The sequence below is a fragment of the Streptomyces bambusae genome, assembly GCF_019400985.1.
Lineage (GTDB): Bacteria > Actinomycetota > Actinomycetes > Streptomycetales > Streptomycetaceae > Streptomyces > Streptomyces bambusae_A.
In genome coordinates this window covers 1-25,838 of sequence record NZ_WTFF01000032.1, presented here as the reverse complement: position 1 = coordinate 25,838, position 25,838 = coordinate 1, and the positions used below count along the sequence as shown (strand labels likewise).

General features: G+C 70.8%; 22 protein-coding genes. 12 read left to right on the top strand and 10 right to left on the bottom strand.

The window, feature by feature from the left end; genetic code table 11:
* Nucleotides 1–6 precede the first annotated feature (6 nt).
* The 3 genes from GPJ59_RS07690 to dusB all read right to left on the bottom strand — a co-directional run bounded on the left by GPJ59_RS07690 (nt 7) and on the right by dusB (nt 5,679).
* Entirely contained in the window at nt 7–1,011 is a 1,005-nt protein-coding gene (locus GPJ59_RS07690) for an ArsR/SmtB family transcription factor (RefSeq protein ID WP_219665703.1), read from the bottom strand.
* A gap of 449 nt (nt 1,012–1,460) precedes the next feature.
* A complete protein-coding gene (gene ppdK, locus GPJ59_RS07685; protein ID WP_219665702.1) occupies nt 1,461–4,172 on the bottom strand; it encodes a pyruvate, phosphate dikinase in 2,712 nt (903 codons plus the stop codon).
* A gap of 364 nt (nt 4,173–4,536) precedes the next feature.
* On the bottom strand, nt 4,537–5,679 hold the full coding sequence (dusB, locus tag GPJ59_RS07680; RefSeq protein ID WP_219665701.1) for a tRNA dihydrouridine synthase DusB: 1,143 nt from the start codon (nt 5,677–5,679) through the stop codon (nt 4,537–4,539).
* 52 nt (nt 5,680–5,731) lie between these two features.
* Between dusB and GPJ59_RS07675 the strand changes: the two genes are divergently transcribed.
* From GPJ59_RS07675 to GPJ59_RS07660, 4 genes are all read left to right on the top strand, one after another.
* A complete protein-coding gene (locus tag GPJ59_RS07675; RefSeq protein ID WP_219665700.1) occupies nt 5,732–7,213 on the top strand; it encodes an MFS transporter in 1,482 nt (493 codons plus the stop codon).
* Nucleotides 7,214–7,392: 179 nt separating this feature from the next.
* A complete protein-coding gene (locus GPJ59_RS07670; protein WP_219665699.1) occupies nt 7,393–8,421 on the top strand; it encodes an aldo/keto reductase in 1,029 nt (342 codons plus the stop codon).
* Between the two features lie 21 nt (nt 8,422–8,442).
* Entirely contained in the window at nt 8,443–9,036 is a 594-nt protein-coding gene (locus tag GPJ59_RS07665) for a TetR/AcrR family transcriptional regulator (RefSeq protein WP_219665698.1), read from the top strand.
* 131 nt (nt 9,037–9,167) lie between these two features.
* Entirely contained in the window at nt 9,168–9,905 is a 738-nt protein-coding gene (locus GPJ59_RS07660; RefSeq protein WP_219665697.1) for a VC0807 family protein, read from the top strand.
* Nucleotides 9,906–10,027: 122 nt separating this feature from the next.
* Here the strand turns inward: GPJ59_RS07660 and GPJ59_RS07655 are convergent, their stop codons facing one another.
* Nucleotides 10,028–11,410: a glycine--tRNA ligase gene (locus tag GPJ59_RS07655; protein ID WP_219665696.1), complete on the bottom strand. Its 1,383-nt coding sequence runs from the start codon at nt 11,408–11,410 to the stop codon at nt 10,028–10,030.
* A gap of 142 nt (nt 11,411–11,552) precedes the next feature.
* Between GPJ59_RS07655 and GPJ59_RS07650 the strand changes: the two genes are divergently transcribed.
* The 4 genes from GPJ59_RS07650 to GPJ59_RS07635 are packed head-to-tail and all read left to right on the top strand — an operon-like array spanning nt 11,553 to nt 14,721.
* Nucleotides 11,553–12,539 (top strand): metal ABC transporter substrate-binding protein, encoded by a 987-nt coding sequence (locus GPJ59_RS07650; RefSeq protein WP_219665695.1) that lies wholly within the window; start codon nt 11,553–11,555, stop codon nt 12,537–12,539.
* Nucleotides 12,540–12,562: 23 nt separating this feature from the next.
* Nucleotides 12,563–13,354, top strand: coding sequence for a metal ABC transporter ATP-binding protein (locus GPJ59_RS07645; RefSeq protein ID WP_219665694.1), 792 nt, complete (start codon nt 12,563–12,565; stop codon nt 13,352–13,354).
* A complete protein-coding gene (locus GPJ59_RS07640) occupies nt 13,354–14,232 on the top strand; it encodes a metal ABC transporter permease (RefSeq protein WP_219665693.1) in 879 nt (292 codons plus the stop codon). The genes GPJ59_RS07645 and GPJ59_RS07640 overlap by 1 nt, the downstream gene beginning before the upstream one ends.
* A 57-nt stretch (nt 14,233–14,289) precedes the next feature.
* Nucleotides 14,290–14,721 carry a Fur family transcriptional regulator gene (locus GPJ59_RS07635; protein ID WP_219665692.1) on the top strand — a complete coding sequence of 144 codons (432 nt, stop codon included), beginning with the start codon at nt 14,290–14,292 and terminating at the stop codon, nt 14,719–14,721.
* Between the two features lie 69 nt (nt 14,722–14,790).
* Here GPJ59_RS07635 and GPJ59_RS07630 read toward each other — a convergent pair whose 3' ends face one another.
* The 5 genes from GPJ59_RS07630 to leuA form a co-directional block, all read right to left on the bottom strand.
* Nucleotides 14,791–15,618: an isoprenyl transferase gene (locus GPJ59_RS07630; RefSeq protein WP_219665691.1), complete on the bottom strand. Its 828-nt coding sequence runs from the start codon at nt 15,616–15,618 to the stop codon at nt 14,791–14,793.
* Between the two features lie 22 nt (nt 15,619–15,640).
* A complete protein-coding gene (recO, locus tag GPJ59_RS07625; RefSeq protein ID WP_219665690.1) occupies nt 15,641–16,387 on the bottom strand; it encodes a DNA repair protein RecO in 747 nt (248 codons plus the stop codon).
* A 78-nt stretch (nt 16,388–16,465) separates the two neighbouring features.
* Nucleotides 16,466–18,031 carry a nucleobase:cation symporter-2 family protein gene (locus GPJ59_RS07620; RefSeq protein ID WP_219665689.1) on the bottom strand — a complete coding sequence of 522 codons (1,566 nt, stop codon included), beginning with the start codon at nt 18,029–18,031 and terminating at the stop codon, nt 16,466–16,468.
* A gap of 495 nt (nt 18,032–18,526) precedes the next feature.
* Nucleotides 18,527–19,228 (bottom strand): tellurite resistance TerB family protein, encoded by a 702-nt coding sequence (locus GPJ59_RS07615; RefSeq protein WP_308120180.1) that lies wholly within the window; start codon nt 19,226–19,228, stop codon nt 18,527–18,529.
* Nucleotides 19,229–19,538: 310 nt separating this feature from the next.
* Nucleotides 19,539–21,296: a 2-isopropylmalate synthase gene (leuA, locus tag GPJ59_RS07610; protein ID WP_219665687.1), complete on the bottom strand. Its 1,758-nt coding sequence runs from the start codon at nt 21,294–21,296 to the stop codon at nt 19,539–19,541.
* A gap of 359 nt (nt 21,297–21,655) precedes the next feature.
* Between leuA and GPJ59_RS07605 the strand changes: the two genes are divergently transcribed.
* The 4 genes from GPJ59_RS07605 (at nt 21,656) to GPJ59_RS07590 (ending at nt 24,681) form a co-directional block, all read left to right on the top strand.
* Nucleotides 21,656–22,744, top strand: coding sequence for a M4 family metallopeptidase (locus tag GPJ59_RS07605; RefSeq protein ID WP_219665686.1), 1,089 nt, complete (start codon nt 21,656–21,658; stop codon nt 22,742–22,744).
* An 18-nt stretch (nt 22,745–22,762) separates the two neighbouring features.
* Entirely contained in the window at nt 22,763–23,032 is a 270-nt protein-coding gene (locus GPJ59_RS07600) for a protealysin inhibitor emfourin (protein ID WP_219665685.1), read from the top strand.
* 27 nt (nt 23,033–23,059) lie between these two features.
* Nucleotides 23,060–23,875 (top strand): GNAT family N-acetyltransferase, encoded by an 816-nt coding sequence (locus tag GPJ59_RS07595; RefSeq protein WP_219665684.1) that lies wholly within the window; start codon nt 23,060–23,062, stop codon nt 23,873–23,875.
* 107 nt (nt 23,876–23,982) lie between these two features.
* Nucleotides 23,983–24,681, top strand: coding sequence for an SAM-dependent methyltransferase (locus tag GPJ59_RS07590; RefSeq protein ID WP_219665683.1), 699 nt, complete (start codon nt 23,983–23,985; stop codon nt 24,679–24,681).
* 76 nt (nt 24,682–24,757) lie between these two features.
* Here GPJ59_RS07590 and era read toward each other — a convergent pair whose 3' ends face one another.
* On the bottom strand, nt 24,758–25,708 hold the full coding sequence (gene era, locus GPJ59_RS07585; protein WP_374200802.1) for a GTPase Era: 951 nt from the start codon (nt 25,706–25,708) through the stop codon (nt 24,758–24,760).
* Between the last annotated feature and the right edge of the window lie 130 nt (nt 25,709–25,838).

Below are 25,838 nucleotides of genomic sequence, written 5' to 3'. Positions count from 1 at the left end.
CGCTTCCTAGGAGGCCACCGCGCCGCCCTTGAGCAGGGCCGCGCCGAGCGGGGTCACCGTGTGGAGCACGGCGTTGCCCCGGCGCAGGGTGGTCACCAGCCCGGCCTCGCGCATCACGCAGGCGTGCTGGCTGGCGGAGGCCAGGGAGACGCCGGCCCGGCGGGCCAGCTCGCTCGTGGTCGCCCCGTCGCCGATGGCGCGCAGCACCACCGAGCGGGTGTGCCCGACGAGCTTGCCCAGGGTGCGCTGGCGGTGGTCGTCCAGGCTGGTCGGCCGGACCCCCTCGCCGCAGGTCGGCGCCGAGGCCAGGTGCGCCGCGGCCGGGTACACCAGCACCGGCGGCAGCTCCGGGTCGTGCAGGGTGACCGCCGTGCGCCGGCAGAAGAACGACGGCTGGAGCAGCAGGCCGCGCCCGCGCAGCCGGACGTCCCGGTCCACCGGGTAGTCGCACTCCAGCACCGGCGCCCGCCAGCGCAGCATCGGCGGCAGCGAGGCCAGCAGCTCGTCGGCGCCGCCGTCGAGCAACGCGCGGCCGCGTGCCGCCCGTTCGGCCTCTATCTGGGCCTGTATGTGCGTCCAGTACGGCTCCACGGCCGCGCGGTGGTAGCCGCGCAGCTCGGCCAGCAGCCGCGGCAGGTGCCGTACGCCGCTGTCGGTGAACTCCCGCAGCCGCGGCGCCGGCTGTGCCCCACCGCCCACGAGGGTCAGCTCCCGCCTCAGCCGCTCCGCACGGATCCCGCGCAACGCGTCAAGGCCGACATCCCACCCGTACTGCCCCTCCACAGGAGTCAGAAAATCGGGGAAATAGCCACGACTCGGTATGAGCGCACCAAGGAGACGTGTTTCAGTATTCAACCTGCTCCGCGTTTCCGTGCGCCAATCACCGAACAGCCGGACGTCACGCCGGTCCCTTAAGCGATGAAAACTCAGAATCGTTTCCCACAACGCATCGGGACGACATGCCATCCGTACGCGTGCCAGGTCCACTCCAGTGAAATGGATACGCAGCACCGAACCCCCACCTGTGCAACCGCAATCCCCCCGCCCCATGAGTATGCATGCCGTCACACGACGTCACCACGCCCTTTCGGCCACAGTTGAAACCCCTTTCGGCAGGGGCGTGACAACCGAAATCCTGTACTCCGCCAGGCACACTCCGGTGCGACCGAAACGCTCCGCGAAGGCCGTGGGGGGCTTTGCGGGGCCTGGCGGTCGGTCGCACCGGGAAGCGCCGACGTGCCTGGCAGATTGACAGCAGGCGGTGGACGGGTGGGGATCCGTCCGCCGCCTGCTGCCGTAAAGATTTGTTGAACAATGGCCTTCTTCACGGACCGCGCCACCGGCCCCGCCACTGGCCGTGCCACAAACATGGGTGCGTCCGCCCTCGGGGGTCAGGGATCCCGGGGGCGGACGCCGTCCGTGGGTCCGGCGCGGTCCCTGGGGAAGCGCCGGAGGGTGGGTCAGCGGCTGTCCGAGCCCTTCGCCTCGGCCGCGGCACGGCCGGCCTCCAGGCGCGCCACCGGGATCCGGAACGGCGAGCAGGAGACGTAGTCGAGCCCGACCTCGTGGAAGAAGTGCACCGACTCCGGGTCGCCGCCGTGCTCACCGCAGACGCCGAGCTTGATGTCGGGGCGGGTGGCGCGGCCCTGCTCCACCGCGTGGCGGACCAGGGAGCCGACGCCGTCCTTGTCGATGGTCTCGAACGGGCTGACGCCGAAGATGCCCTTCTCCAGGTACGCGGTGAAGAAGCTGGCCTCCACGTCGTCGCGGGAGAAGCCCCACACCGTCTGGGTCAGGTCGTTGGTGCCGAACGAGAAGAACTCGGCGGCCTCGGCGATCTGGCCGGCGGTGACCGCGGCGCGCGGCAGCTCGATCATGGTGCCCAGCGCCAGACGGAGCTCCACGCCGGTGGCGGCCTCGACCTCGGCGATGACCGCCTCGGCCTCCTCGCGGACGATCTCCAGCTCCTGGACGGTGCCCACGAGCGGGATCATGATCTCGACGCGCGGGTCGCCCTTGGCGTTCTTGCGCTCGGCCGCGGCCTCGGCGATCGCCCGGACCTGCATGGTGAACAGGCCGGGGATGACCAGGCCGAGGCGGACGCCGCGCAGACCCAGCATCGGGTTCTGCTCGTGCAGCCGGTGGACGGCCTGGAGCAGGCGCAGGTCGTTCTCGTTCGGGTCCTTGCGGGACTCGGCGAGGGCCACCCGGACCGACAGCTCGGTGATGTCGGGAAGGAACTCGTGCAGCGGCGGGTCGAGCAGGCGGACGGTGACGGGCAGCCCGTCCATCGCCTCGAACAGCTCGATGAAGTCCTTCTTCTGCAGCGGCAGCAGGTCGGTGAGGGCGGCGGCGCGCTCCTCGTCGGTGTCGGCGAGGATCAGGCGCTCGACCATCTCGCGGCGCTCACCGAGGAACATGTGCTCGGTGCGGCACAGGCCGATGCCCTGGGCGCCGAACCGGCGGGCGCGGGAGGCGTCCTCGGCGTTGTCGGCGTTGGCGCGCACCCGCAGCCGGCGGACGCGGTCGGCGTAGGCCATGATCCGGTGGACGGCGGCGACCAGCTCGTCGGCGTCGTCGGCGCCGGCGTGCATGCGGCCCTCGAAGTACTCGACGACCGGGGACGGTACGACGGGTACCTCGCCGAGGTACACCTTGCCGGTGGAGCCGTCGATGGAGACGACGTCGCCCTCCTCGACGACCGTGCCGTCGGCGGTGGTCATCCGGCGGCGCTTGGTGTCGACCTCCAGCTCCTCGGCACCGCAGACACAGGTCTTGCCCATGCCGCGGGCGACGACGGCCGCGTGCGAGGTCTTGCCGCCACGCGAGGTCAGGATGCCCTCGGCGGCGATCATGCCGTCCAGGTCGTCCGGGTTGGTCTCGCGGCGGATCAGGATGACCTTCTCGCCGGAGCGGGACCACTTCACGGCCGTGTACGAGTCGAAGACGGCCTTGCCGACGGCCGCGCCCGGGGAGGCGGCGATGCCGCGGCCGATCTTCTCGACCTTCGCGGACTCGTCGAAGCGGGGGAACATCAGCTGGGCGAGCTGGGCGCCGGTGACCCGCTGCAGGGCCTCGGCCTCGTCGATCAGGCCCTGGTCCACGAGCTGGGTGGCGATGCGGAAGGCGGCGCCGGCGGTGCGCTTGCCGACGCGGGTCTGGAGCATCCACAGCTGGCCGCGCTCGATGGTGAACTCGATGTCGCACAGGTCCTTGTAGTGCGTCTCGAGGGTCTCCATGATGCCCATGAGCTGGTCGTACGACGTCTTGTCGATCTGCTCCAGATCGGCGAGCGGGACCGTGTTGCGGATGCCCGCGACGACGTCCTCGCCCTGCGCGTTCTGCAGGTAGTCGCCGTAGACGCCCTGGTGGCCGCTGGCGGGGTCGCGGGTGAAGGCGACGCCGGTGCCGGAGTCGGGGCCGAGGTTGCCGAAGACCATCGTGCAGACGTTCACGGCGGTGCCGAGGTCGTGCGGGATGCGCTCCTGGCGGCGGTAGAGCTTGGCGCGGTCGCCGTTCCACGAGTCGAAGACCGCGTTGATGGCCAGGTCCATCTGCTCGCGCGGGTCCTGCGGGAAGTCGCGGCCGGTCTCCTTGGCGACGATCTTCTTGAAGGTCTTGACGATCTTCTTGAGGTCGGCGGCGTCGAGGTCGGTGTCGACCGTGATCTTCTTGGCCTCCTTGGCGGCCTCCAGGGCCTCCTCGAAGAGCTCGCCGTCCACGCCCAGGACGGTCTTGCCGAACATCTGGATCAGGCGGCGGTACGAGTCCCACGCGAAGCGCTCGTCACCGGCCTGGGAGGCGAGGCCGGTCACGGACTCGTCGGAGAGGCCGATGTTGAGGACGGTGTCCATCATGCCGGGCATCGAGAACTTGGCGCCGGAGCGGACGGAGACCAGGAGCGGGTCGTCGGACTGGCCGAGCTTCTTGCCCATCTTCTTCTCGAGGGCGTCCAGGTGGGCGCTGACCTCGTCGCGCAGCGCGGCCGGGGCCTCGCCGCTCTCCAGGTAGACCTTGCAGGCCTCCGTGGTGATGGTGAAGCCGGGAGGAACCGGGAGACCCAGGTTGGTCATCTCGGCGAGGTTGGCACCCTTGCCGCCGAGAAGGTCCTTGAGGTCGCGGTTGCCCTCGGTGAAGTCGTAGACGAGCTTCTGATCTTTGTTTTCCGACACGGGTCTCGACTCCTCGAGGCTCGGTGGCTGCCCTGACGGCGAGGAACATACCCAGATCGAAGGCTTCTGGGTACGTCCACTTGGCCGACATACGGCCGTAACCACCCGTGCGCCCATGGATCGAAAGTAACTGGAGAGTAGCCAAAACCTCCCAAGCGCGTTCACAACCCGAAGCCCGAGGCGCTCAGATCCGCTTGATCACGCTCGGATGAGCGATCATCGATACATTTGCGTTCAAGTCTTGAACAAACAAAGGGTGGCACCCAGTGCCACCCTTTGAAAGTCTTACCCGTGATTTTCGCGCTCATCTGAGCGCAACCCCACCCATGCGTGGCGTATCTCACGCCGCCTCAGGGCGGGTTTCTCAGCCCCCGGACGTGTCCAGCTCGGCTTCCTCGCTCACCCCGGCGCAGTCGTACGGATCCTTCAGCCAGCCGTCCGGGAGGACAACCCGGTTGTTTCCGGACGTCCGGCCGCGCGGGCCGTCCGCGCCCTCGGGCCACGGCTGGTCCAGATCAAGCTCGCTCAGATGAGCGTCCAGCTCGGCCAGCGACGAGATGACCGCGAGCTTCCCCCGCATCTCGGAGCCGACCGAGAAGCCCTTGAGGTACCAGGCCACGTGCTTACGGAAGTCGATCACCCCGCGCGCCTCGTCGCCGATCCACTCCCCCAGCAGCGTCGCGTGCCGCAGCATGACGGCCGCGACCTCGCGCAGGGAGGGCGCGAACATGTCCTGTGGGCGCCCCTCGAAGGCCGCCACCAGGTCGTTGAACAGCCACGGCCGGCCCAGGCAGCCCCGGCCGACGACCACGCCGTCGCAGCCGGTCTCGCGGACCATGCGCAGCGCGTCCTCGGCGCACCAGATGTCGCCGTTGCCGAGTACCGGGATCTCCGGGACGTGCTCCTTGAGCCGGGCGATGGCCTCCCAGTCGGCGGTGCCGCCGTAGTGCTGGGCGGTGGTGCGGCCGTGCAGGGCGATGGCGGTGACGCCCTCCTCCACGGCGATGCGGCCGGCGTCCAGGTAAGTGAGGTGGTCGTCGTCGATGCCCTTGCGCATCTTCATCGTCACCGGGATGTCCCCGGCGCCGGCGACGGCCTCCTTGAGGATGGCCCGCAGCAGGTTCCGCTTGTACGGCAGGGCCGAGCCACCGCCCTTGCGGGTCACCTTGGGGACCGGGCAGCCGAAGTTCAGGTCGATGTGATCGGCCCGGTCCTCCTCCACGATCATCCGGACGGCCTTGCCGACGGTCGCGGGATCCACCCCGTACAGCTGGATGGACCGGGGCTTCTCGGTCGCGTCGAAGTGGATCAGCTGCATGGTCTTCTCGTTGCGCTCGACCAGCGCCCGCGTCGTGATCATCTCGCTCACGTACAGGCCCTTGCCCTGCGAGAACTCGCGGCAGAGGGTGCGGAACGGGGCGTTGGTGATGCCGGCCATGGGCGCGAGCACCACCGGCGGCTGCACGGTGTGCGGGCCGATCGCGAGGGCGGGGGGGAGCGTGGTCATCCCCCCATTCTCGCGCATGCCGTATTGATCGGTTCTCCGTACGATCGGCGGCATGCACGAGGTGAGTCACCGGCAGCGCATGCTCGTCCTGGCGATCTGTTGCCTGAGCCTTCTGATCGTCAGCCTCGACAACACCGTCCTGAACGTCGCTCTCCCCCAGATGCGGCGCGACCTGCAGGCCCCCGTGTCGGGCATGCAGTGGGTCATCGACGCCTACACCCTGGTGATGGCGTCCCTCCTGATGCTGGCCGGGTCCACGGGCGACCGGATCGGCCGGCGCAAGGTCTTCCTGGCCGGCCTGGCCGTCTTCATGGCCGGCTCGCTGCTCTGCTCCCTGGCGCCGTCCCTCGACTGGCTCATCGCCTTCCGGGCGGTCCAGGCGGTGGGCGCGGCGATGCTCAACCCCGTCGCCATGTCGATCATCGCCAACACCTTCACCGATCCGGCGCAGCGGGCCCGGGCGATCGGGGTCTGGGGCGGTGTGGCGGGCATCTCGATGGCGGCCGGACCCCTGGTCGGCGGGGTGCTGGTGGACTCGGTGGGCTGGCGGTCCATCTTCTGGCTCAACCTGCCGATCGGATTCGTCGCGCTGGCGCTGACCGTGAAGTACGTCCCCGAGTCGCGCGCGCCCCGGCCGCGCCGCACGGACCTGGTGGGCCAGCTGCTGATCATGGCCCTGCTGGGCTCGCTGACCTACGGGATCATCGAGGCGCCCGAGGCCGGGCTGGGCTCTGCGCTGGTGCTGGGGTGCGCGACGGTGGCCGTGACCTCCTTCGTCGGGCTGCTGGTCTACGAGCCCCGGCGGACGGAGCCCCTGATCGACCCGCGGTTCTTCCGCAGCGCGCCCTTCAGCGGCGCGACCCTCATCGCGATCAGCGCCTTCGCCGCGCTGTCCGGCTTCCTCTTCCTGACCACCCTGTACCTCCAGGACGTCCGGGGGCTGGACCCGCTGCACGCGGGCCTGTGGATGCTGCCGCTGGCGCTGACGACCTGCCTGATCGCCCCCCTGTCGGGGCGGCTGGTCGGCAGCCGGGGGCCGCGGCTGCCGCTGGTGGTGGCGGGGCTGGGGATGGGCACGAGCTCGCTGCTGTTCGCCGCGTTCGCGGCCGAGGAGCAGAACTGGCTGATGTTCACGGCGTACGTGCTGTTCGGCGTGGGCTTCGGCATGGTCAACTCGCCGATCACCAACACGGCGGTCTCCGGGATGCCGCGCTCCCAGGCCGGGGTGGCGGCGGCCATCGCCGCCACGAGCCGTCAGACCGGCGGCACGCTGGGCGTCGCGGTGATCGGCGCGATGCTGGCCGCCGGGCTGGCGGGGGCCTCGTCCACCTGGTCCTCCTTCGACGCGGCCTCCTACGCGGCGGCGGCCCGCCCGGCGTGGTGGGTCATCACCGGCTGCGGCGTGGCGGTGCTGGTGCTGGGCGTGCTGAGCAGCGGCCCCTGGGCGCGCCGGACCGCGGAGCGCACGGCCCGCGAGCTGGAGCCCCCGCCCCCGCCGGCGGCCGCGGAAGTCGCCGTACCTCCGCAGCACTGAGCAGTAGCTGAACAGAGCAGCAGCGGCACTCAGTGCCGCGATCGTGGTCCCCACCTGTCCGTCCTCCCTCCGGCCGCTCCTGCTCCGGCCTCTTCTTCCCCGGCGTCGTTCCAGAACCGTCCACATCTATGGACTGACAGATATTGAAATCTGTCATCGGTCATGCCATTCTCGTACCCATGACGACGCACACCCACACCCCCCGAACCCCCCGTTCCCTCGGCACCACCGGCCCGGAGGTCTTCCCGCTCGGCCTCGGCTGCATGGGGATGTCCGCGCTCTACGGCGAGGCCGACCGCGCCGCGTCGATCGCGACCATCCATGCCGCCCTCGACGCGGGCGTCACCCTCCTGGACACCGGCGACTTCTACGGGATGGGGCACAACGAGCTGCTGATCAACGAGGCGCTGCGCACGGCCCCCGCCGCCGCCCGGGAGCGGGCGCTGACCAGCGTGAAGTTCGGCGCGCTGCGCACCGTGGAGGGCGCCTTCACCGGATACGACGGCCGCCCGGAGGCCGTGAAGAACTTCCTGGCCTACTCCCTGCAGCGGCTCGGCCGGGACCACATCGACATCTACCGGATCGCCCGCGTGGACCCCGACGTGCCGATCGAGGAGACCGTCGGCGCCATCGCCGAGGCGGTCCAGGCGGGCCACGTCCGGCACGTCGGGCTCTCCGAGGTCGGCGCGGACACCCTGCGGCGGGCCGCCGCGGTCACCCCGATCTCGGACCTCCAGATCGAGTACTCGCTGATATCCCGGGGCATCGAGCGGGAGATCCTGCCCACCGCCCGCGAGCTCGGCATCGGCGTGACGGCGTACGGCGTGCTCTCCCGCGGCCTGATCAGCGGTCACTTCAGCCGCGACCGGCTGCTCGCCCCGGGCGACTTCCGCGGGATGAGCCCCCGCTTCCAGGGGGAGAACCTGCACCGCAACCTGGAGCTGGTCGAGGCCCTGCGCAAGGTGGCCGAGGCCCGGGGCGTCTCGGTCGCCCAGACAGCCATCGCCTGGGTCCTCTCGCGCGGCGAGGACATAGTGCCGCTGGTCGGCGCCCGCCGCCGGGACCGGCTCGCCGAGGCGCTCGGCGCCCTGGACGTCACCCTCGGCCCGGAGGAGCTGGCGGCGGTGGAGCAGGCCGTCCCGGAGGGCTCGGCCGCCGGCGCCCGCTACCCGGAGGCGCAGATGGCCCACCTCGACAGCGAGCACTGAGCGGGCGGTACGGTCGTAGACATGCCACCCGCTGCCACCGAGCCCCTGACCCCCGAGCGCATCCTCGAGACCACCGAGGAGGTGCTGCGCCGCTACGGCCCGACGAAGGCCACCGTGGTGGACGTGGCGCGGGCCCTGGGGGTCAGCCACGGCAGCGTGTACCGGCACTTCCCCTCCAAGGCCGCACTGCGCGAGGCGGTCACCGACCGCTGGCTCGGCAGGACGGTCGGCCGGCTGGAGGAGATCGCCGCGGCCCCCGCCCAGCCCGCTCCCGCCAAGCTCGAAGCCTGGCTGGAGGCGCTCTTCGAGGCCAAGCGGCACAAGGCGGGCGACGATCCCGAGCTGTTCGCCACGTACGGCGTGCTGCTGGCCGAGAACAGCGGGGTGGTCGAGGCGCACCTGGAGCAGCTGGTGGCCCAGCTGGGCCGGATCATCGGCGAGGGGGTCGCCGCGGGCAGCCTCGCCGCCGCGGACGTGCCGGCGGCCGCCCGTGCCGTCTTCGACGCGACCGGGCGCTTCCACGACCCGCAGTACGCGGCCGAGTGGCGTTCGCCCACCATCGTGGCCGAGTTCGAGGCGGTCACCGCCCTGGTGGTCCGAGGCCTGCGCGCCTGAGCCGGCCTGTCCGGAGTAGAGGGTTCCGGACAACTTGGTGATCATTTGGGTCGGAGGGTCCTGGTGGCCGGGGCCCGCCCTGCCCTAGGTTCCCCACGACTGCACTCACCAGGCACAACCAGGGGGAATCCATGTCCACTCAGGCATCCGGGAACGACCGGCCCGCACCGCCGGCCCGGTCCGGGGCCTCGTCCGCCATCAGCTGGATCCTGACCATCGGCCTCAATGTCGTGGCGCCGATCATCACCTACAACCAGCTGACCGAGAACCACGGCTGGAGCGAGTTCGGCGCGCTGCTCGTCAGCAGCGCCTGGCCGGTCCTGGACAGCGCCGTCATGGTGGCCTGGCGCCGCAAGCTGGACGAATTCGCCGTGGTCACGCTGGTGTTCCTCGTCATCACGGCCGTCGTCTCGCTGATCGGCGCCCAGTCGGCGCGCGCCCTGCTGGTCAAGGACTCCGGTGTGACGGCCCTGTTCGGGCTGCTCTGCCTGGGCACCCTGCTGGCGCCGCGGCCGCTGATGTTCTACTTCGGCCGCAAGTTCGCCACCGACGGCACCCCGGAGAGCACGGCCTGGTGGAACGGCCTGTGGCAGTTCGACGGCTTCCGCCGGACCATGCGGGTGATGACGGCGGTCTGGGGCGTGGCCTACGTCACGGAGGCGGCCGTGCGCATCGCCCTGGCGTACACGCTGAGCACCAGCACCATGGTGACGCTCAGCCCGTTCATGATCTACGGCGTCCTGGGCGCGCTGGCCCTGTGGACCGCGTGGTACGGCAAGCGGTCCCAGGCGGAGGGCGAGAAGCGGGCGGCCGCGGCTGCCGCTGCGGCCGAGGCCGAGGCGGCGCGCACCACCGCCACCCGCGCCTGACGACACGCGGAAAGCAGAAGGCAGAAGGCAGAAAGCTGAAGACAGGAAGCAGGAAGACAGAAGGCCGGTGGCCCGGCGCGCGTGGTGCGCGCCGGGCCACCGGCCTTCGACGTCGGTGCCGCTCAGCAGCCCAGCAGGCGGGCGCCCAGGTACGCCTGGATCTGGTCCAGGGAGACGCGCTCCTGCTTCATGGTGTCGCGCTCGCGCACGGTCACGGCGTTGTCGTCCAGGGTGTCGAAGTCGACGGTGACGCAGAACGGCGTACCGATCTCGTCCTGGCGGCGGTAGCGGCGGCCGATGGCGCCGGCGTCGTCGAACTCGATGTTCCAGAACTTCCGCAGGTCCGCCGCGAGGCCCTTGGCCTTCGGCGACAGCTTCTCGTTGCGGGACAGCGGCAGGACGGCGACCTTGACCGGGGACAGGCGCGGGTCGAGGCGCATCACGGTGCGCTTCTCCATGACGCCCTTGGCGTTGGGGGCCTCGTCCTCGATGTACGCGTCGAGCATGAAGGCGAGCATGGCGCGGTTGACACCGGCCGCGGGCTCGATGACGTACGGGACGTAGCGCTCGCCGGCCTCCTGGTCGAAGAAGGACAGGTCCTGGCCGGAGGCCTCGCCGTGCGCCTTGAGGTCGAAGTCGGTGCGGTTGGCCACGCCTTCGAGCTCGGAGAACTCACTGCCGCCGAAGTTGAAGCGGTACTCGATGTCGGCGGTGCGCTTCGAGTAGTGGGACAGCTTCTCCTTCGGGTGCTCGTACCAGCGGATGTTCTCCTCGCGGATGCCGAGGTCGCGGTACCAGTTCCACCGCTCCTGCATCCAGTACTCCTGCCACTGCTCGTCCTCGCCCGGCTTGACGAAGAACTCCATCTCCATCTGCTCGAACTCGCGGGTGCGGAAGATGAAGTTGCCCGGGGTGATCTCGTTGCGGAAGGACTTGCCCATCTGCGCGATGCCGAACGGCGGCTTCTTGCGGGAAGTCTGCTGCACAGCGGCGAAGTTGGTGAAGATGCCCTGGGCGGTCTCCGGGCGCAGGTACGCCTTGGAACCGGTGTCCTGGGTCGGGCCGAGGTGGGTCTCCAGCATGCCGGAGAACTGCTTGGGCTCGGTGAACTGGCCCTTCACGCCGCAGTTGGGGCAGTTGACGTCGGCCAGGCCGTTCGCCGGGAGGTGGCCGTGCTTGGCCTCGTAGGCCTCCTCCAGGTGGTCGGCGCGGTGGCGCTTGTGGCAGGAGGTGCACTCGGTCAGCGGGTCCGAGAACGTGGCCACGTGGCCGGAGGCGACCCAGACCTCGGGGGCGAGGATCACGGAGGAGTCGATGCCGACGACGTCCTCGCGGGAGGTGACCATCGCCTTCCACCACTGGCGCTTGATGTTCTCCTTGAGCTCGACACCCAGCGGTCCGTAGTCCCAGGCGGCACGCTGGCCGCCGTAGATCTCGCTGCACGGGTAGACGAAGCCACGGCGCTTGCTGAGGCTGACGATGGTGTCGATCTTGTCGGCGGCCACGATGCTCTCTTCATTACGAGGACGAACGCGAATGCCTCAGGTTACCGGCGCCCGCCCCTCCCCTTTCAAATCGGATACCCCTTCTCCGGCCTCTCACCAGGGTTTTTGACAACCGTTTCCATCTTTGATGAAAATGGATGTCATGAACGTACGACGCCTCATACCCGCCACCGCCCTCGCCGCGGCCGTCGCCCTCGGCGCGACGGCCCTGACCGCCTGCTCCGGCGCGAACGCCGCGGGCGGCGACAAGGGCGGCCAGGACGGCAAGATCGACGTGACGGCGTCGTTCTACCCCCTGCTGTTCCTCGCCGAGCAGATCGGCAAGGACCACGTGACGGCCACCTCGCTGACCAAGCCGGGCGTCGAGCCGCACGACCTGGAGATCACCCCGAAGCAGACCGCCCAGCTGGGCGAGGCGGACGTGGTCCTCTACCTCAAGTCCCTCCAGCCCGCCGTCGACAAGGCCGTCGCCCAGTCCGGCGCGAAGAACGTCGTCGACGCCGCCACCCTCACCGAGCTGGAGTCCCACGGCGCCTCCGGCCACTCCCACGAGGGCGGCCAGGAGGGCGAGGGCGGCCACGACGACCACGCCAAGGAGGGCGAGGCCGGCGCCGACCCCCACATCTGGCTCGACCCCGCCAAGTACGCGCAGGTCGCCCAGGGCGTCGGCAAGAGCCTGGAGAAGGCCGACCCGGACCACGCGGCCGACTACCGCAGGAACACCGACGAGCTCGTGGCGAAACTGACCGCCCTGGACACCGAGTTCAAGGACGGCCTGAAGAACACCGCCACCAGGACGTTCATCACCACCCACGCCGCCTTCGGCTACCTCGCCGAGCGCTACGGCCTCGACCAGGAGGGCATCTCCGGCGTCGACCCCGAGTCCGAGCCCAGCCCGGCCCGGATGAAGGATCTCCAGGAGGTCGCCAAGCGGGAGAATGTCACCACCGTCTTCTTCGAGACCCTCGCCAGCGACAAGACCGCCCGGTCCCTCGCCGCGGACACCGGCCTGAAGACCGACGTCCTCGACCCGCTGGAGGGCATCACCGAGAAGTCGCAGGGTGCTGACTACTTCGAGGTCATGCGCTCCAACCTGAAGAACCTGCAGAAGGCACTCGGTAGCAAGTAATGGCAGTAACGGAGGCGCGCGCCATGCAGTCCACGCCCGCGGCGGCCCTGGACCAGCCCGTCATATCCCTGCGCGGGGCCACGGCCTCGCTCGGCTCGCGCCCCGTGCTGCGCGGCGTCGACCTCACGGTCCGGCGCGGCGAGGTCGTCGCGCTGCTCGGTGCCAACGGCTCGGGCAAGTCCACCGCCGTCCGGTCGGTGGTCGGCCAGGTCCCGCTGAGCAGCGGCGAGCTGTCCCTCTTCGGCACGGACCTGAAGCAGTTCCGCGCGTGGTCGCGCATCGGGTACGTGCCCCAGCGCACCACCGCCGCCAGCGGCGTCCCGGCCACCGTCCGCGAGGTCGTCTCCTCGGGCCGGCTGGCCCGCACCCGCTTCGGGCTGCTGCGCAAGGCCGACCGGGCCGCCGTGGAGCGGGCCCTGGCCCTGGTCGACATGGAGTCGCACGCCGACGTCTCCGTCAACGCCCTCTCCGGCGGCCAGCACCAGCGGGTGCTGATCGCCCGCGCCCTCGCCGTCGAGCCCGAGCTGCTGATCATGGACGAGCCGATGGCCGGCGTGGACCTCGCCAACCAGGAGGTGCTGGCCAACGCCCTGCGCGAGCAGGTCAAGGCGGGCTCCACCGTGCTGCTCGTACTGCACGAACTCGGCCCCCTGGAGCCGCTGATCAGCCGGGCCGTCGTCCTGCGCGACGGCTGCGTCGTCCACGACGGGCCGCCCCCGAAGGCTGTGGGCCAGCACGCGCTGCCCGGCCATGACCACGTACACCCCCACGCGGCGCACGACGCCGAGCCGCTCCGGACGGGACTGCTGAGCTGATGGACCTCCTGAACTACGCCTTCATGCAGCGGGCGCTGATCGCCGCCGCCCTGGTCGGCATCACGGCCCCCGCCATCGGCACGTACCTGGTCCAGCGCCGCCAGGCCGTGATGGGCGACGGCCTCGGCCACGTCGCCATGACCGGCGTTGCCCTCGGCTTCCTGCTGAACACCAGCCCGGTGTGGATGGCCACCCTGGTCGCCGTGGTCGGCGCGGTCGGCATGGAGCTGATCCGCTCCCGCGGCAGGACCAGCGGCGACGTGGCGCTCGCGATGCTCTTCTACGGCGGCCTGGCCGGCGGCGTCATGATCATCAACCTGGCGCCGAACGGCTCCACGACCAACCTGGTCAGCGCGATGTTCGGCTCCATCACCACGGTGGCTCCCGAGGACGTCACAGCCATGCTGATCCTCGCAGCCTTCGTCATCGCGGTGACCATCGGACTGCGCCGGCAGCTGTTCGCCGTCTGCCAGGACGAGGAGTTCGCCAAGGTCACCGGGCTCCCGGTGCGCGCCCTGAACCTCCTGCTCGCGGTCACGGCCGCGGTCACCGTGACGGTCGCGATGCGCATCGTGGGCCTGCTGCTGGTCAGCGCCATGATGGTGATCCCGGTCGCGGCCGCCCAGCGGGTGACCCGCGGTTTCGCCGCCACGCTGGGCCTGGCCATCGCGATCAGCCTCGCCGTCTCGCTGGGCGGGACGGCGGCCACGTACTACGTCGACGTGCCCTCCGGCGCCACGATCGTGCTGATCGCCATCGGCGTCTTCCTCGCGACCACCGCCCTGTCCGCGCCGCTGGCCCGGCGCCGGGCGAATGCGGCCCGCGCCGCCGAGGAGGTGTGCACGAGGGACGATGTGAAGGTCCGGGCCGCGTCCTGAGGCCTGGCACAATTGGCCCGGAGGCCGCCCCTCGGGGCCCGAGGCGAGGAGGAACCGGTGGCGACTGCGCCTGGCGAGACGAATACCGCGCCAGTACGAGGACGATCCACCCGGCAGCGGGCCGCCGTGGCTGCGGCACTGGACGAGGTGGACGAGTTCCGCAGCGCCCAGGAGCTGCACGACATGCTCAAGCACCGCGGCGCCTCCGTGGGCCTGACCACCGTCTACCGCACCCTCCAGTCCCTCGCCGACGCAGGCGAGGTGGACGTCCTGCGCACCAGCGACGGCGAGTCCGTCTACCGCCGCTGCTCCACGGGCGACCACCACCATCACCTGGTCTGCCGCAAGTGCGGCAAGGCGGTCGAGGTGGAGGGCCCGGCGGTGGAGAAGTGGGCCGAGTCGATCGCGGCGGAGCACGGGTTCGTGAACGTGGCCCACACCGTGGAGATCTTCGGCACCTGCGCGGACTGCGCGGCCGCCGCCGGCTGAGCCCGGACCGCGGCCCGTAGCAGCCGGTCGGCCGGCACCGCCAGGAGCGGCGCCGGCCCTTCGGCCTGCTCAGGCGCCGCCGGCCTGCCCGGGGATCTCGTTGGGCAGGGCGCCGCCGAAGCGGCGGTCGCGCTGGGCGTACTCCAGGCAGGCCCGCCACAGGTCGCGCCGGTCGAAGTCCGGCCACAGCACGTCCTGGAAGACCATCTCGGCGTACGCGCTCTGCCAGATCAGGTAGTTGGAGGTGCGCTGCTCGCCGCTCGGGCGCAGGAACAGGTCCACGTCCGGCATGTCCGGGTAGTACAGGTACTTCGCGAGGGTCTTCTCGTTGACCTTCGACGGGTCCAGCCGGCCGGCCTTCACGTCCGCGGCGAGGGCCTGGGCGGCGTCGGCGATCTCCGCCCGGCCGCCGTAGTTCATGCAGAAGTACAGCGTCAGCTTGTCGTTGTCCTTGGTCTGCTCCTGGGCGATCTGGAGCTCCTTGGCCACCGACTTCCACAGCCTGGGCATCCGGCCGGCCCAGCGCACCCGGATGCCGAGCGCGTCGAGCTGGTCGCGGGTCTTGCGGATGAAGTCGCGGTTGAAGTTCATCAGGAAGCGCACCTCGTCGGGCGAGCGCTTCCAGTTCTCGGTGGAGAAGGCGTACAGCGAGATGTTGCCGACGCCCATCTCGATCGCGCCCTGGAGGACGTCCAGGACCCGCTCGGCGCCGACCTTGTGGCCCTCGGTGCGCGGCAGGCCGCGGTCCTTGGCCCAGCGGCCGTTGCCGTCCATCACGATCGCGACATGCTCCGGCACCAGCTCGCCCGGGATCTTCGGCGGCGTGGCCCCGGACGGGTGCGGCTCGGGGAGCGTGTACTCGCGGCGGGAGCGTCCCAGGAATCCGCGTACTGCCATGGCGCTTTCGTCTCCGATCTGGTCACTTCTCTACGTAACGCAAGGAGCGCAGCCCGCGCTCCAGATGCCAGTGCAGATAGGCGGAGACGAGTCCGCTCCCCTCGCGCACGTACCGCGGCTCCGCCGCGTCGGCGGTCGCCCAGTCCCCCGTCAGCAGGGCGCTGAGCAGCCCGATGGCCTCAGCAGATGGTACGACGCTTCCGGGAACCCGGCAGTCGCCGCATACGACGCCGCCGGCGGCGACCGAGAAGTGCCGGTTGGGGCCGTGGATGCCGCATTTTGCGCAGTCCTGGAAGCTGGGCGCGTAGCCGTTGACTGCGAGCGAGCGCAGCAGGAAGGCGTCGAGGACGAGATGGGGCTGGTGCTCGCCGCGGGCGAGCGTGCGCAGGGCGCCGACCAGCAGCAGGTACTGCTGCACGGCGGGTTCGCCCTCCTGGTCGGTGAAGCGCTCGGCGGTCTCCAGCATCGCGGTGCCGGCGGTGTAGCGGGCGTAGTCGGTGACGATGCCGTTGCCGTACGGGGCGATGGTCTCGGCCTGCGTGCACAGCGGCAGGGTGCGGCCGACGAGGTCGCTGCCGCGTGCGAAGAACTGCACGTCGACATGGGAGAAAGGTTCCAGCCGGGCGCCGAACTTGGACTTGGTCCGCCGTACGCCGCGTGCCACCGCCCGCACCCGCCCCTGGCCGCGGGTCAGGAGGGTGATGATGCGGTCCGCCTCGCCCAGCTTCTGGGTGCGCAGCACGATGCCGTCGTCGCGGAACAGACTCATGCGGCCATTCTCCCGTACCGGGGAGCCGCAGCGCCCCGGCCGGGCGGACCTCCCGGCCGGGGCACCCCTTGGGAGGCTCTAGGCGGTCGGCGCCGGGGCTGCTTCGCCCTCCGCGGACTTCGCCGGGGCGGCCGGGGTGTCCTCGGCGGCCTCGGCGGCCTCGCCCTCGGCGGACCGGGACTCAGCGGCCGACGCCTCCGCCGGCGCCTCCTCCGGCGTCCCCTCCGACTCCTCGGCCGGCGCGGGGGCCGGCGCCGGGATCTCGGCCACGGCGCCGTGGGCGTCGTCCTTGGCCGGGCCGTTGAAGATCAGGTTGAGGACGATGGCCGCCGTGGCGCCGAGGGTGACACCGCTGTTGAGCAGCGAGGACAGGTCGGCGTCCATGTGCTTGGGCGAGAAGAACACCGGCACGGTCGCGGGGAGCAGGGCGAAGGCCAGGGAGACGCCCACGACCAGCGCGTTCTTCTCCTCCTTCAGGTCGACCTTGGCAAGGGTCTGGATACCGGCCAGCGCGACCATGCCGAACATGACGGTCGCGGCGCCGCCGAGGACCCCGTGCGGGACGGAGGCGACGATGGCGGCGGCCTTCGGCAGCAGACCCAGGACGATCATGAAGGCACCGGCGGCGACGACCACGAAGCGGCTCTTGACCTTGGTCATCCGCACCAGGCCGACGTTCTCGGCGAAGGCGACGTACGGGAAGGAGTTGAGCACGCCACCCAGCGCGGTCGCGGCGCCGTCGGCGCGCAGGGCGCGGGCCACGGTCTCGCTGTCGACCTCCTTGCCCACGATGTCACCGACCGCGTACGTGTCACCGGTGGTCTCGACCATGGTGATCAGCATGACGATGAGCATCAGGACGATCGGGAACCACTCGAACTTCGGCATGCCGAAGTGGAACGGGGTGGTGACGCCGATCCAGTCCGCCTTGGACACGTCGCCGAACTTGGCGTCCCCGAGGAGGAAGGCGACCGCGGTGCCGCCGACCAGGCCGAGCAGGATGGCGATGGAGGACAGGAACGGCTTGCCGAGCTTCATCAGGACGAGGATGAAGAGCATCGTGCCGCCGGCGTAGGCGAAGTTCTTCGGGTCGCCGAAGTCGGGGCTGCCGAGGCCGCCCGCCGCGTCGTTCAGGCCGACCGGCAGCAGCACGATGCCGAGGACCGTGATCACGGTGCCGGTGACCACCGGCGGGAAGAGCCGCATGACCGCCCTGAACGCCCTGGCCGGCAGCCAGGCGAAGGCGAACGTGGCGATACCGGCGGTGATCACGGCGCCGTAGATCGCCAGCAGGGCGGCCGTCCCGCCGCCGGCGCCCAGGCCGATGGCGATCATCGGGGACACCGCGGTGAAGGTGACGCCCTGGATCAGCGGCAGCCGCGCGCCGATCCGGCCGATGCCGAAGGCCTGGATGATCGAGGCGATACCGCAGGTGAAGAGGTCCGCGTTGATCAGGTAGACCAGCTGCTCGGGGCTCAGCTTCAGCGCGTTGCCGACGATGATCGGGACGATCACCGCGCCGGCGTAGAAGGCGAGTACGTGCTGGAAGCCGTACAGCGCGAGCTTGGGAAGGGGGAGCACCTCGTCGACCGGGTGCTTGCTCTGCTCTCCGTCAGCGGAAAGCCGGGCGGCGACACGTGCCATCTCTGCCTTGTCCTTCAGGGAGGTAGGTAAGTGAGAGGAGATCTGGTTATCCCTGGGCGGCGCGGATCGTGGTGCGTGGTCCCGGCCAGGGTTTCAGTGCGTTCACGTGGATCGAAGCCCCGCTGTGTTACAGCCGGCGTCTCGTCGTGTGACCGGAATTGAACGTCTGTGCGCGGCCTCACAGGTATCGTCGGCTTCTACAAATCGTTGAGGTAGCAGCGCATCGTTTCTGTGGGTTCCTCCAGTGGCAGACGCCCCCGGGGTGGGCTATGCGGAAGCCGCCACGCCGATCGGATGCAATCTTCGCCATGGCGAAAAACCATCCCTGGAGTGGCAGCAATCCCGCGGCAACAGCCGGACACCAGGCATCCAGATCTTGCGCTCCCGCAAACAGCGGAAGCCGTTCCGGGTGTCCACCTGGTGGATGGCCACACACCGGAACGGCTTCGTCCGTCGTTCTCGCAGCCGGCTTCCGGCGCCGGCTTGGCCGGATCGTTACGAGGAACTGCGCACGGCCGCCAGCAGCCGCGAGACCTCGTCGGAGCCCAGGCGCAGCGCGGCGCCCACCGTGGCCAGCACCTCCCGCTCCGCGGGGGTGTACGGGCCGTCCGCGAGCGCGATCCGCGCGCCCTGGAGCAGCACCGACTCCCGGCCCGCGGCGGCGAGGTGCGGCGCCAGCGGCTCCAGGGCCTCGTGCAGCTCGATCGAGAGGGCGGCACCGCAGCAGTCCGGGCCGTCGTGGAAGCCCGGCAGCCGGCCCTCCTCCAGGCTCAGGGCGTCCACGAGGGCCTCCAGCTGCTCCTCGGTGCAGTCCTGGAAGCCGGCGCCCCGTACGGCGGCCGCGGCGGCCTCCAGCGCGGAGCGCGAGGCGGTGCCGCCCGCGGCGAGGACGGCGAGGGTGACGGTGTGCACCGCGTCGCGCAGCATCGCCGAGAAGCGGGTGGTGGTGGGGTGGTCCAGGACGTCGGTGTCGAAGCGGTCGCGGCAGCCGCCGCACTCGACCACGGGCCCGACCTGTCCGCGCGGCATCAGCGGCACGCCGAGCACGGCGAACCGGCGGCGGCCCGTGCGGCGGCGGTAGTTGCGGTCACCCCCGCAGCCCGGGCAGAAGAACTCGCCGTCCCCCACGGTGTTCCAGGTGGTACGGACCCCCCAGACGAAGACTTTCCGGCTGGTCCCACCCCGAGCTGGCAGCACGTCGACCTCCGTAACTCCCCCAGTAGCCCTCCGGGCACGGAAGGTGCCCCAGGCAGCATCTCCGGGTTGTTGGCGTGATGTTAGCCACATCGGTGAGGATGCGTCAGCCGTGTGACAAGACAACATGTCCCGGCGCGCGCACTTGGCCGAAGTGCGCCCCCGAACGCCCTCCGTGCGCCCTCTGCTCTCTGCGCCGGCTTCACGCGGGAGGAGCGCGTCAACCGGCCCGCTGACGTACGGGCGACCCCCGCGCCTCCCTCTCCAGGGAGGCGCGGGGGTCGGCGGTGGCACAGGTGCCCGGGGGCCGGGGTCAGCGGCCCGCGCGGTTGACGGCCGAGATGACGGCCTTCAGGGAGGCGCGGGTGGTGTTGGCGTCGATGCCGATGCCCCACAGCACCCGGCCGTCGATCGCGCACTCGATGTACGAGGCGGCCTGGGCGGAGGCGCCCTCGCTCATCGTGTGCTCGGTGTAGTCCAGCAGGCGGGCGTCGATGCCGATGCCGGCCAGGGCGTCGAAGAAGGCGGAGATCGGACCGTTGCCGGTACCGGTCAGCACCGTCTCCACGCCGTCCACGACCGCCTCGACGGTCAGCGTGTCCGTGCCGTCCTTGTCGGTCGCCGTCGTGCCGGCCAGCAGCTGGATGCGGCCCCACGGGTTGTCCGGGTTCGGCAGGTACTCGTCCTGGAAGACGTTCCAGATGTCCTTGGGCGTGACCTCGCCGCCCTCGGCGTCGGTCTTGGCCTGGATGATCTTCGAGAACTCGATCTGCATCCGGCGCGGCAGGTCCAGCTTGTGGTCGTTCTTCAGGACGTACGCGACACCACCCTTGCCGGACTGCGAGTTGACGCGGATGACGGCCTCGTAGGAGCGGCCGACGTCCTTGGGGTCGATGGGCAGGTACGGCACGGCCCACTCGATCTCGTCCACGGTCTTGCCGGCGGCGGCCGCGTCGGCCTCCATGGCGTCGAAGCCCTTCTTGATGGCGTCCTGGTGGGAGCCGGAGAAGGCGGTGTAGACCAGGTCGCCCGCGTAGGGGTGGCGCGGGTGGACCTCCATCTGGTTGCAGTACTCGGAGGTGCGGCGGATCTCGTCGATCTGGGAGAAGTCGATCTGCGGGTCCACGCCCTGCGAGAACAGGTTCATGCCCAGGGTGACCAGGTCGACGTTGCCGGTGCGCTCGCCCTGCCCGAACAGGCAGCCCTCGATGCGGTCGGCGCCGGCCATGATGGCCAGCTCGGCCGCGGCAACCGCGGTGCCGCGGTCGTTGTGCGGGTGCACGGACAGGCAGACGTACTCGCGGCGGGTCAGGTTGCGGGACATCCACTCGAAGCGGTCCGCGTGCGTGGACGGCGTCGAACGCTCCACGGTGGCGGGCAGGTTCAGGATGATCTCGCGGCCCTCCTCGGGCTGCCAGACGTCGCAGACCGCCTCGCAGACCTCCAGGGCGAAGTCCAGCTCGGTGTCGGTGAAGATCTCGGGGCTGTACTGGTAGCCGAAGACCGTCTCGTCGCCCAGGATCTTCTCGGCGTACTCCATGACCAGGCGGGTGCCGTCGACGGCGATCTGCTTGATCTGCTCCTTGGAGCCGCGGAAGACCACCCGGCGGAAGGTCGGAGCGGTCGCGTTGTACATGTGCACGGTCGCCCGCCTGGCGCCGCGCAGGGACTCCACGGTGCGCTCGATCAGGTCCTCGCGGGCCTGGGTCAGCACGGAGATGGTGACGTCGTCCGGGATCGAGCCCTCTTCGATGATGGAGCGTACGAAGGCGAAGTCGGTGTCGCTGGCGGACGGGAAGCCGACCTCGATCTCCTTGTAGCCCATGCGCACCAGCAGGTCGAACATCTCGCGCTTGCGGGCGGGGCTCATCGGGTCGATCAGGGCCTGGTTGCCGTCGCGCAGGTCGGTGGACAGCCAGCGCGGGGCCTTGGTGATCCGCTGCTCGGGCCACGTGCGGTCCGGCAGGTCCACCTGCTCGTAGACGCCGTACTTGTGGATCGGCATCCCGGACGGCTGCTGCGTGTGCGTGGCGTTGGTGACGGGCGTGCGGCGACCGATGGTCTGGCTCATGGCGTAAGGCTCCTCGCGTGATCCGCGTGCAGTTCGCTTCAGCGGCCGACAGGACGCAACACCGGACTCCGCGGGGAGGGGGTCGGCCTACGACTACAGGCCCTCGCCGCGGCAGCTAAGAAGGAGCAGCCCGAAACGCATGATGGGGCCGAGCCTAGCCGAGCCGCGCCGTGATGCGCGGGCCTGTTTCAGTATGCGGAACCCGCCTGTCCGATTTGTACCCTATGTGGCGTAAGTCTCATTCATTCCGGCCAGGTCCGGGCGAACCGTCAACGGCGGCCCATCTCCTTTCAGACAGTCGAATGAATCATGGTCGCAGCTAGTGACAGCCCCATGACCCACTGCCACATTCTCGCTCTATGGATGCTGCCACCAGCCGTCGAGACCCCCACCCCGTCCACCCCGTCTTCTGCACCATCGTGCCGCCGCACCTGCTGGACCGGATCGCCCGGTCCGAGGACACCCGGCGCGCCGACATCGCCCAGCGCACCCTGGAGCACGACGCCCTCCAGCGCACCCGGCGCCGGATCACCACCGTCCGCGGCATCACCCCGGCCGCGCTCACCACTCCCCCGTCCGACCAGCCCGAGCGGACGGTCTACGACGCCCAGCACCGCACCCGGCTGCCCGGGACCAAGGTGCGCGGCGAGGGCGACCCGGTGCACAAGGACGCCACGGTCAACCGCGCCTACGCGGGCCTCGGCGCGACGTTCGAGCTCTTCCTGAAGGCCTTCGGCCGCCACTCGATCGACGACGCCGGCCTGGCCCTGGACGCGACCGTCCACTACGGCGAGGAGTACAACAACGCCTTCTGGGACGGCCGCCAGATGGTCTTCGGCGACGGCGACGGCGACCTCTTCCTCGACTTCACCGTCTCCGTCGACATCATCGGCCACGAGCTCGCGCACGGTGTCACGCAGTACACGGCCAACCTGGAGTACTACAAGCAGGCCGGCGCGCTCAACGAGTCCATGTCGGACGTCTTCGGCTCCCTGATCAAGCAGTACACGCTGGACCAGACCGCCGACCAGGCGGACTGGCTGATCGGGGCCGGACTGCTGGGCCCGAACGTCACCGGGGTCGCGCTGCGCTCGATGAAGGCGCCGGGTACCGCGTACGACGACGACGAGCTCGGCAAGGACCCGCAGCCGGCGACGATGGACGACTACGTCAACACCTCCCGGGACAACGGCGGGGTGCACATCAACTCCGGCATCCCCAACCACGCCTTCTACCTGCTGGCCACCGAGCTCGGCGGCAAGGCCTGGGAGCGGGCCGGGCAGATCTGGTACGACACGCTGACCGGCGGCGAGCTGGGGACGAAGGCCAGGTTCGCCGACTTCGCCCGGCTGTCGGTGGCGGCGGCGGTGGCCCGGTTCGGCGACGGGGGCACCGAGCACCAGGCCCTGCTGAAGGCGTGGTCGACGGTGGGCGTCCCCACCGGCTGACGGTGTAGACAGGTGCCCATGCGGATTCACGTGGAGCGGACGGGCGGTTTCGCGGGCATCGAGCGCAGGGCCGAGGTGGACACCTCGGGCCGGCCCGACGAGGAGGAGTGGCAGGCCCTGGCCCGGCGCGCGCTGCGGCCGGGCCCGCCGCCACCTGCCGGGGACCGGGTCCGGGACGGGTTCTCGTACCGGATCACGGTCGACGGGAGCACCGTGACCTGCCAGGACCCCCATCTGACGGAGGCCCAGCGTCAGTTGATCACCAAGGTGCTCAAAGAAGGTGCTTGACCTGGCCTTCTTTGCTTCTATGGCGCGGTGACTATTCTTGATGACCTTGAGCGCTACTACGACTCCGCGCCGCGCGCCGGCGGGGCGCGGGCCGAGGACTTCGGCCCGCTGACCCTGTTCGTCCGGCAGGGCAACGGCTGGCCCTACTACGCCCGCCCTACGCTCGGTGTCTCCTCCCGGGACGTGCAGGCGGCGGATGTGCGGCGGGTCCTGGAGCGCCAGCGCGAGCTCGGGGTGCCCGAGGCCTTCGAATGGGTGGCCGAAACCAGTCCCTCGCTGCGGGCCGCCGTGGAAGCGGCAGGACTGCATGTCCATGCATACCCGCTGATGGTGCTGGACCCCGAGGCCGAGCCGGCGGCCCCGCATCCGGAGGTGCGGCTGGTGGGCGCCGCGGACCCGCTGCTGCTGTCGGCGGTCGCGGTACCCGCGCTGGCCTTCGCCGCGCCGGGCACGGCGCTGGGCGAAGCGGGGCCGGCGGAGCTGGCCGCCAAGGCGGCCGAGCCGGAGACCGAGTCCCGCCGGGCCCACGTCTCGGCGATGCTGGACTCCGGCCGTACCGCGATGGCGGCGGCCGTACGGGACGGCGTGGTGCTGTGCGCCGGCCAGTACATCCCGGTGGGCGACGTGGCCGAGGTGGTGGGCGTCGGCACCCTGCCGGCGGCCCGCCGGCAGGGGCTCGCGCTCGGGGTCACGGCGGCGCTGGTGGCCGAGGCCCGGGCGCGCGGGGCGCGGACGGTGTTCCTGTCGGCGGGCGACGAGGACGTGGCCCGGATCTACGGGCGGGCGGGGTTCCGCCGGGTCGCGACGGCGCTGATCGCGGAGCCTGCGGAGCCGGCGGCGTAGGTTCTCGGGGCGTTTTGCCGAACCGGCAAGGTTGTTTGCCCCGTACGGCGGGCCCGGCGCAGCATCGGCCCTGTCCCCGGACCCCGTAGCGAGAAGAGGCGGCAGCCATGGCCGAGCACCGGCACCAGCAGCACACGCACCAGCCCGAGCACCAGCAGCACGAGCACCAGCACCGCCGGCAGCCGTCGCACGCGTCGGAGGCGGAGTTCTGGGACGCCCGTTACAGCGAGAGCGACCGCATCTGGAGCGGCAATCCGAACACGGTCCTGGTCCGCGAGGTCGAGGGGCTGCCCGCCGGGCGGGCCCTCGACCTCGGCTGCGGGGAGGGCGCCGACGCGGTCTGGCTCGCCCGCCGGGGCTGGCAGGTGACCGGCACCGACATCTCCGCGGTCGCCCTGGAACGGGCGGCCGAGCACGCGCGGGAGGCCGGGGTCGCGGACCGGGTGCAGTGGGAGCGCCACGACCTGGGCGAGTCCTTCCCCGCCGGGGAGTACGACCTGGTCTCGGCCTGCTTCCTGCACAGCCCCGGCGACATGCCCCGGGAGCGGATCCTGCGGTCCGCCGCCGCGGCCGTCGCCCCGGGCGGGGTGCTGCTGGTGGTCGGGCACGGCGGATCGGCGCCCGGCCACGACAGCCCGCACCCGGACATGGACCTGCCCACCCCCGAGAAGGTGCTGGCGGACCTGGAACTGCCCGAGGGCGCCTGGGAGGTGCTGGTCTGCGCGGAGCACGCCCGGACGGGGGCGGAGGCCGCCCGGCCGGGGCCCGGCTTCGACAACACGCTCAAGGTCCGGCGCACGGCCTGACGGGCCGGGCCGCCGCATACCGGCCCCACACCCGGCCCCGCGCGGCCCCGCCCGGGGCCGGCCGGCCGGACGTCGGTCAGAAGCCCAGCTTGCGCAGCTGCTTGGGGTCGCGCTGCCAGTCCTTGGCCACCTTCACGTGGAGGTCGAGGAAGACCGGGGTCCCCAGGAGGGCCTCGATGTGCTTGCGCGACTTCATGCCCACCTCCTTCAGCCGGGAGCCCTTCGGGCCGATGATGATGCCCTTCTGGCTGGGCCGCTCGATGTAGACGTTTGCGTGGATGTCCAGCAGCGGCTTGTCGGCCGGGCGGTTCTCGCGCGGGATCATCTCCTCGACGACCACGGCGATGGAGTGCGGCAGCTCGTCGCGTACGCCCTCCAGCGCGGCCTCGCGGATCAGCTCCGCCACCATCACCATCTCGGGCTCGTCGGTGAGGTCGCCCTCCGGGTACAGCGGGGGGCTCTCCGGCAGCAGCGGGACGAGCAGGTCGGCGACGAGCTTGACCTGCTGGTCGCCCACCGCCGAGACCGGGATGATCTCGGCCCACTCGATGCCGAGCTCCTGGCCGAGCTGCTGGACGGCGATCAGCTGCTCGGCGAGCGCCTTGGAGTCGACCAGGTCGGTCTTGGTCACGATGGCGATCTTGGGGGTCTTCCTGATCCCCGCGAGCTCCTTGGCGATGAACTTGTCGCCCGGGCCGATCTTCTGGTCGGCCGGCAGGCAGAAGCCGATGACGTCGACCTCGGCCCAGGTGGTGCGCACGACGTCGTTGAGCCGCTCGCCCAGCAGCGTGCGCGGCTTGTGCAGGCCGGGCGTGTCCACCAGCACCAGCTGGGCGTCCGGCCGGTGCACGATGCCGCGGACGGTGTGGCGGGTGGTCTGCGGCCGGTTCGAGGTGATCGCGACCTTGGTGCCCACCAGTGCGTTGGTCAGGGTCGACTTGCCCGCGTTGGGGCGGCCGACGAAGCAGGCGAAACCCGCACGGTGCGGGGCGGTGGGCTCGGGGGAACGATCGCTCATACGGGCCATTCTCCCCGATGCCGCCCGCGGCGCCGACCAGCCCGGGTCACGCCGGGGCGCGCGCGTGCTCCGTCGGTCGCCGCTCACGGCGTGAGGGGCGCGGGGCGACGGCGGGCGGCGGCGGGCGACGGGCGGCGAC

Excerpts from the sequence above, each read along its gene's own strand:
- dusB (WP_219665701.1), bottom strand. The coding sequence starts at position 5,679 with ATGACCACGCTCCCCCCCGCCCTCGCGATCGGCCCGCACACCGTGCAG.
- GPJ59_RS07675 (WP_219665700.1), top strand. The coding sequence starts at position 5,732 with ATGCACGAGGTGAGTCACCGGCAGCGCATGCTCGTCCTGGCGATCTGT.
- GPJ59_RS07670 (WP_219665699.1), top strand. The coding sequence starts at position 7,393 with ATGACGACGCACACCCACACCCCCCGAACCCCCCGTTCCCTCGGCACC.
- GPJ59_RS07665 (WP_219665698.1), top strand. The coding sequence starts at position 8,443 with ATGCCACCCGCTGCCACCGAGCCCCTGACCCCCGAGCGCATCCTCGAG.
- GPJ59_RS07660 (WP_219665697.1), top strand. The coding sequence starts at position 9,168 with ATGTCCACTCAGGCATCCGGGAACGACCGGCCCGCACCGCCGGCCCGG.
- GPJ59_RS07650 (WP_219665695.1), top strand. The coding sequence starts at position 11,553 with ATGAACGTACGACGCCTCATACCCGCCACCGCCCTCGCCGCGGCCGTC.
- GPJ59_RS07645 (WP_219665694.1), top strand. The coding sequence starts at position 12,563 with ATGCAGTCCACGCCCGCGGCGGCCCTGGACCAGCCCGTCATATCCCTG.
- GPJ59_RS07640 (WP_219665693.1), top strand. The coding sequence starts at position 13,354 with ATGGACCTCCTGAACTACGCCTTCATGCAGCGGGCGCTGATCGCCGCC.
- GPJ59_RS07630 (WP_219665691.1), bottom strand. The coding sequence starts at position 15,618 with ATGGCAGTACGCGGATTCCTGGGACGCTCCCGCCGCGAGTACACGCTC.
- recO (WP_219665690.1), bottom strand. The coding sequence starts at position 16,387 with ATGAGTCTGTTCCGCGACGACGGCATCGTGCTGCGCACCCAGAAGCTG.
- GPJ59_RS07620 (WP_219665689.1), bottom strand. The coding sequence starts at position 18,031 with ATGGCACGTGTCGCCGCCCGGCTTTCCGCTGACGGAGAGCAGAGCAAG.
- leuA (WP_219665687.1), bottom strand. The coding sequence starts at position 21,296 with ATGAGCCAGACCATCGGTCGCCGCACGCCCGTCACCAACGCCACGCAC.
- GPJ59_RS07605 (WP_219665686.1), top strand. The coding sequence starts at position 21,656 with ATGGATGCTGCCACCAGCCGTCGAGACCCCCACCCCGTCCACCCCGTC.
- GPJ59_RS07600 (WP_219665685.1), top strand. The coding sequence starts at position 22,763 with ATGCGGATTCACGTGGAGCGGACGGGCGGTTTCGCGGGCATCGAGCGC.
- GPJ59_RS07590 (WP_219665683.1), top strand. The coding sequence starts at position 23,983 with ATGGCCGAGCACCGGCACCAGCAGCACACGCACCAGCCCGAGCACCAG.
- era (WP_374200802.1), bottom strand. The coding sequence starts at position 25,708 with ATGGCCCGTATGAGCGATCGTTCCCCCGAGCCCACCGCCCCGCACCGT.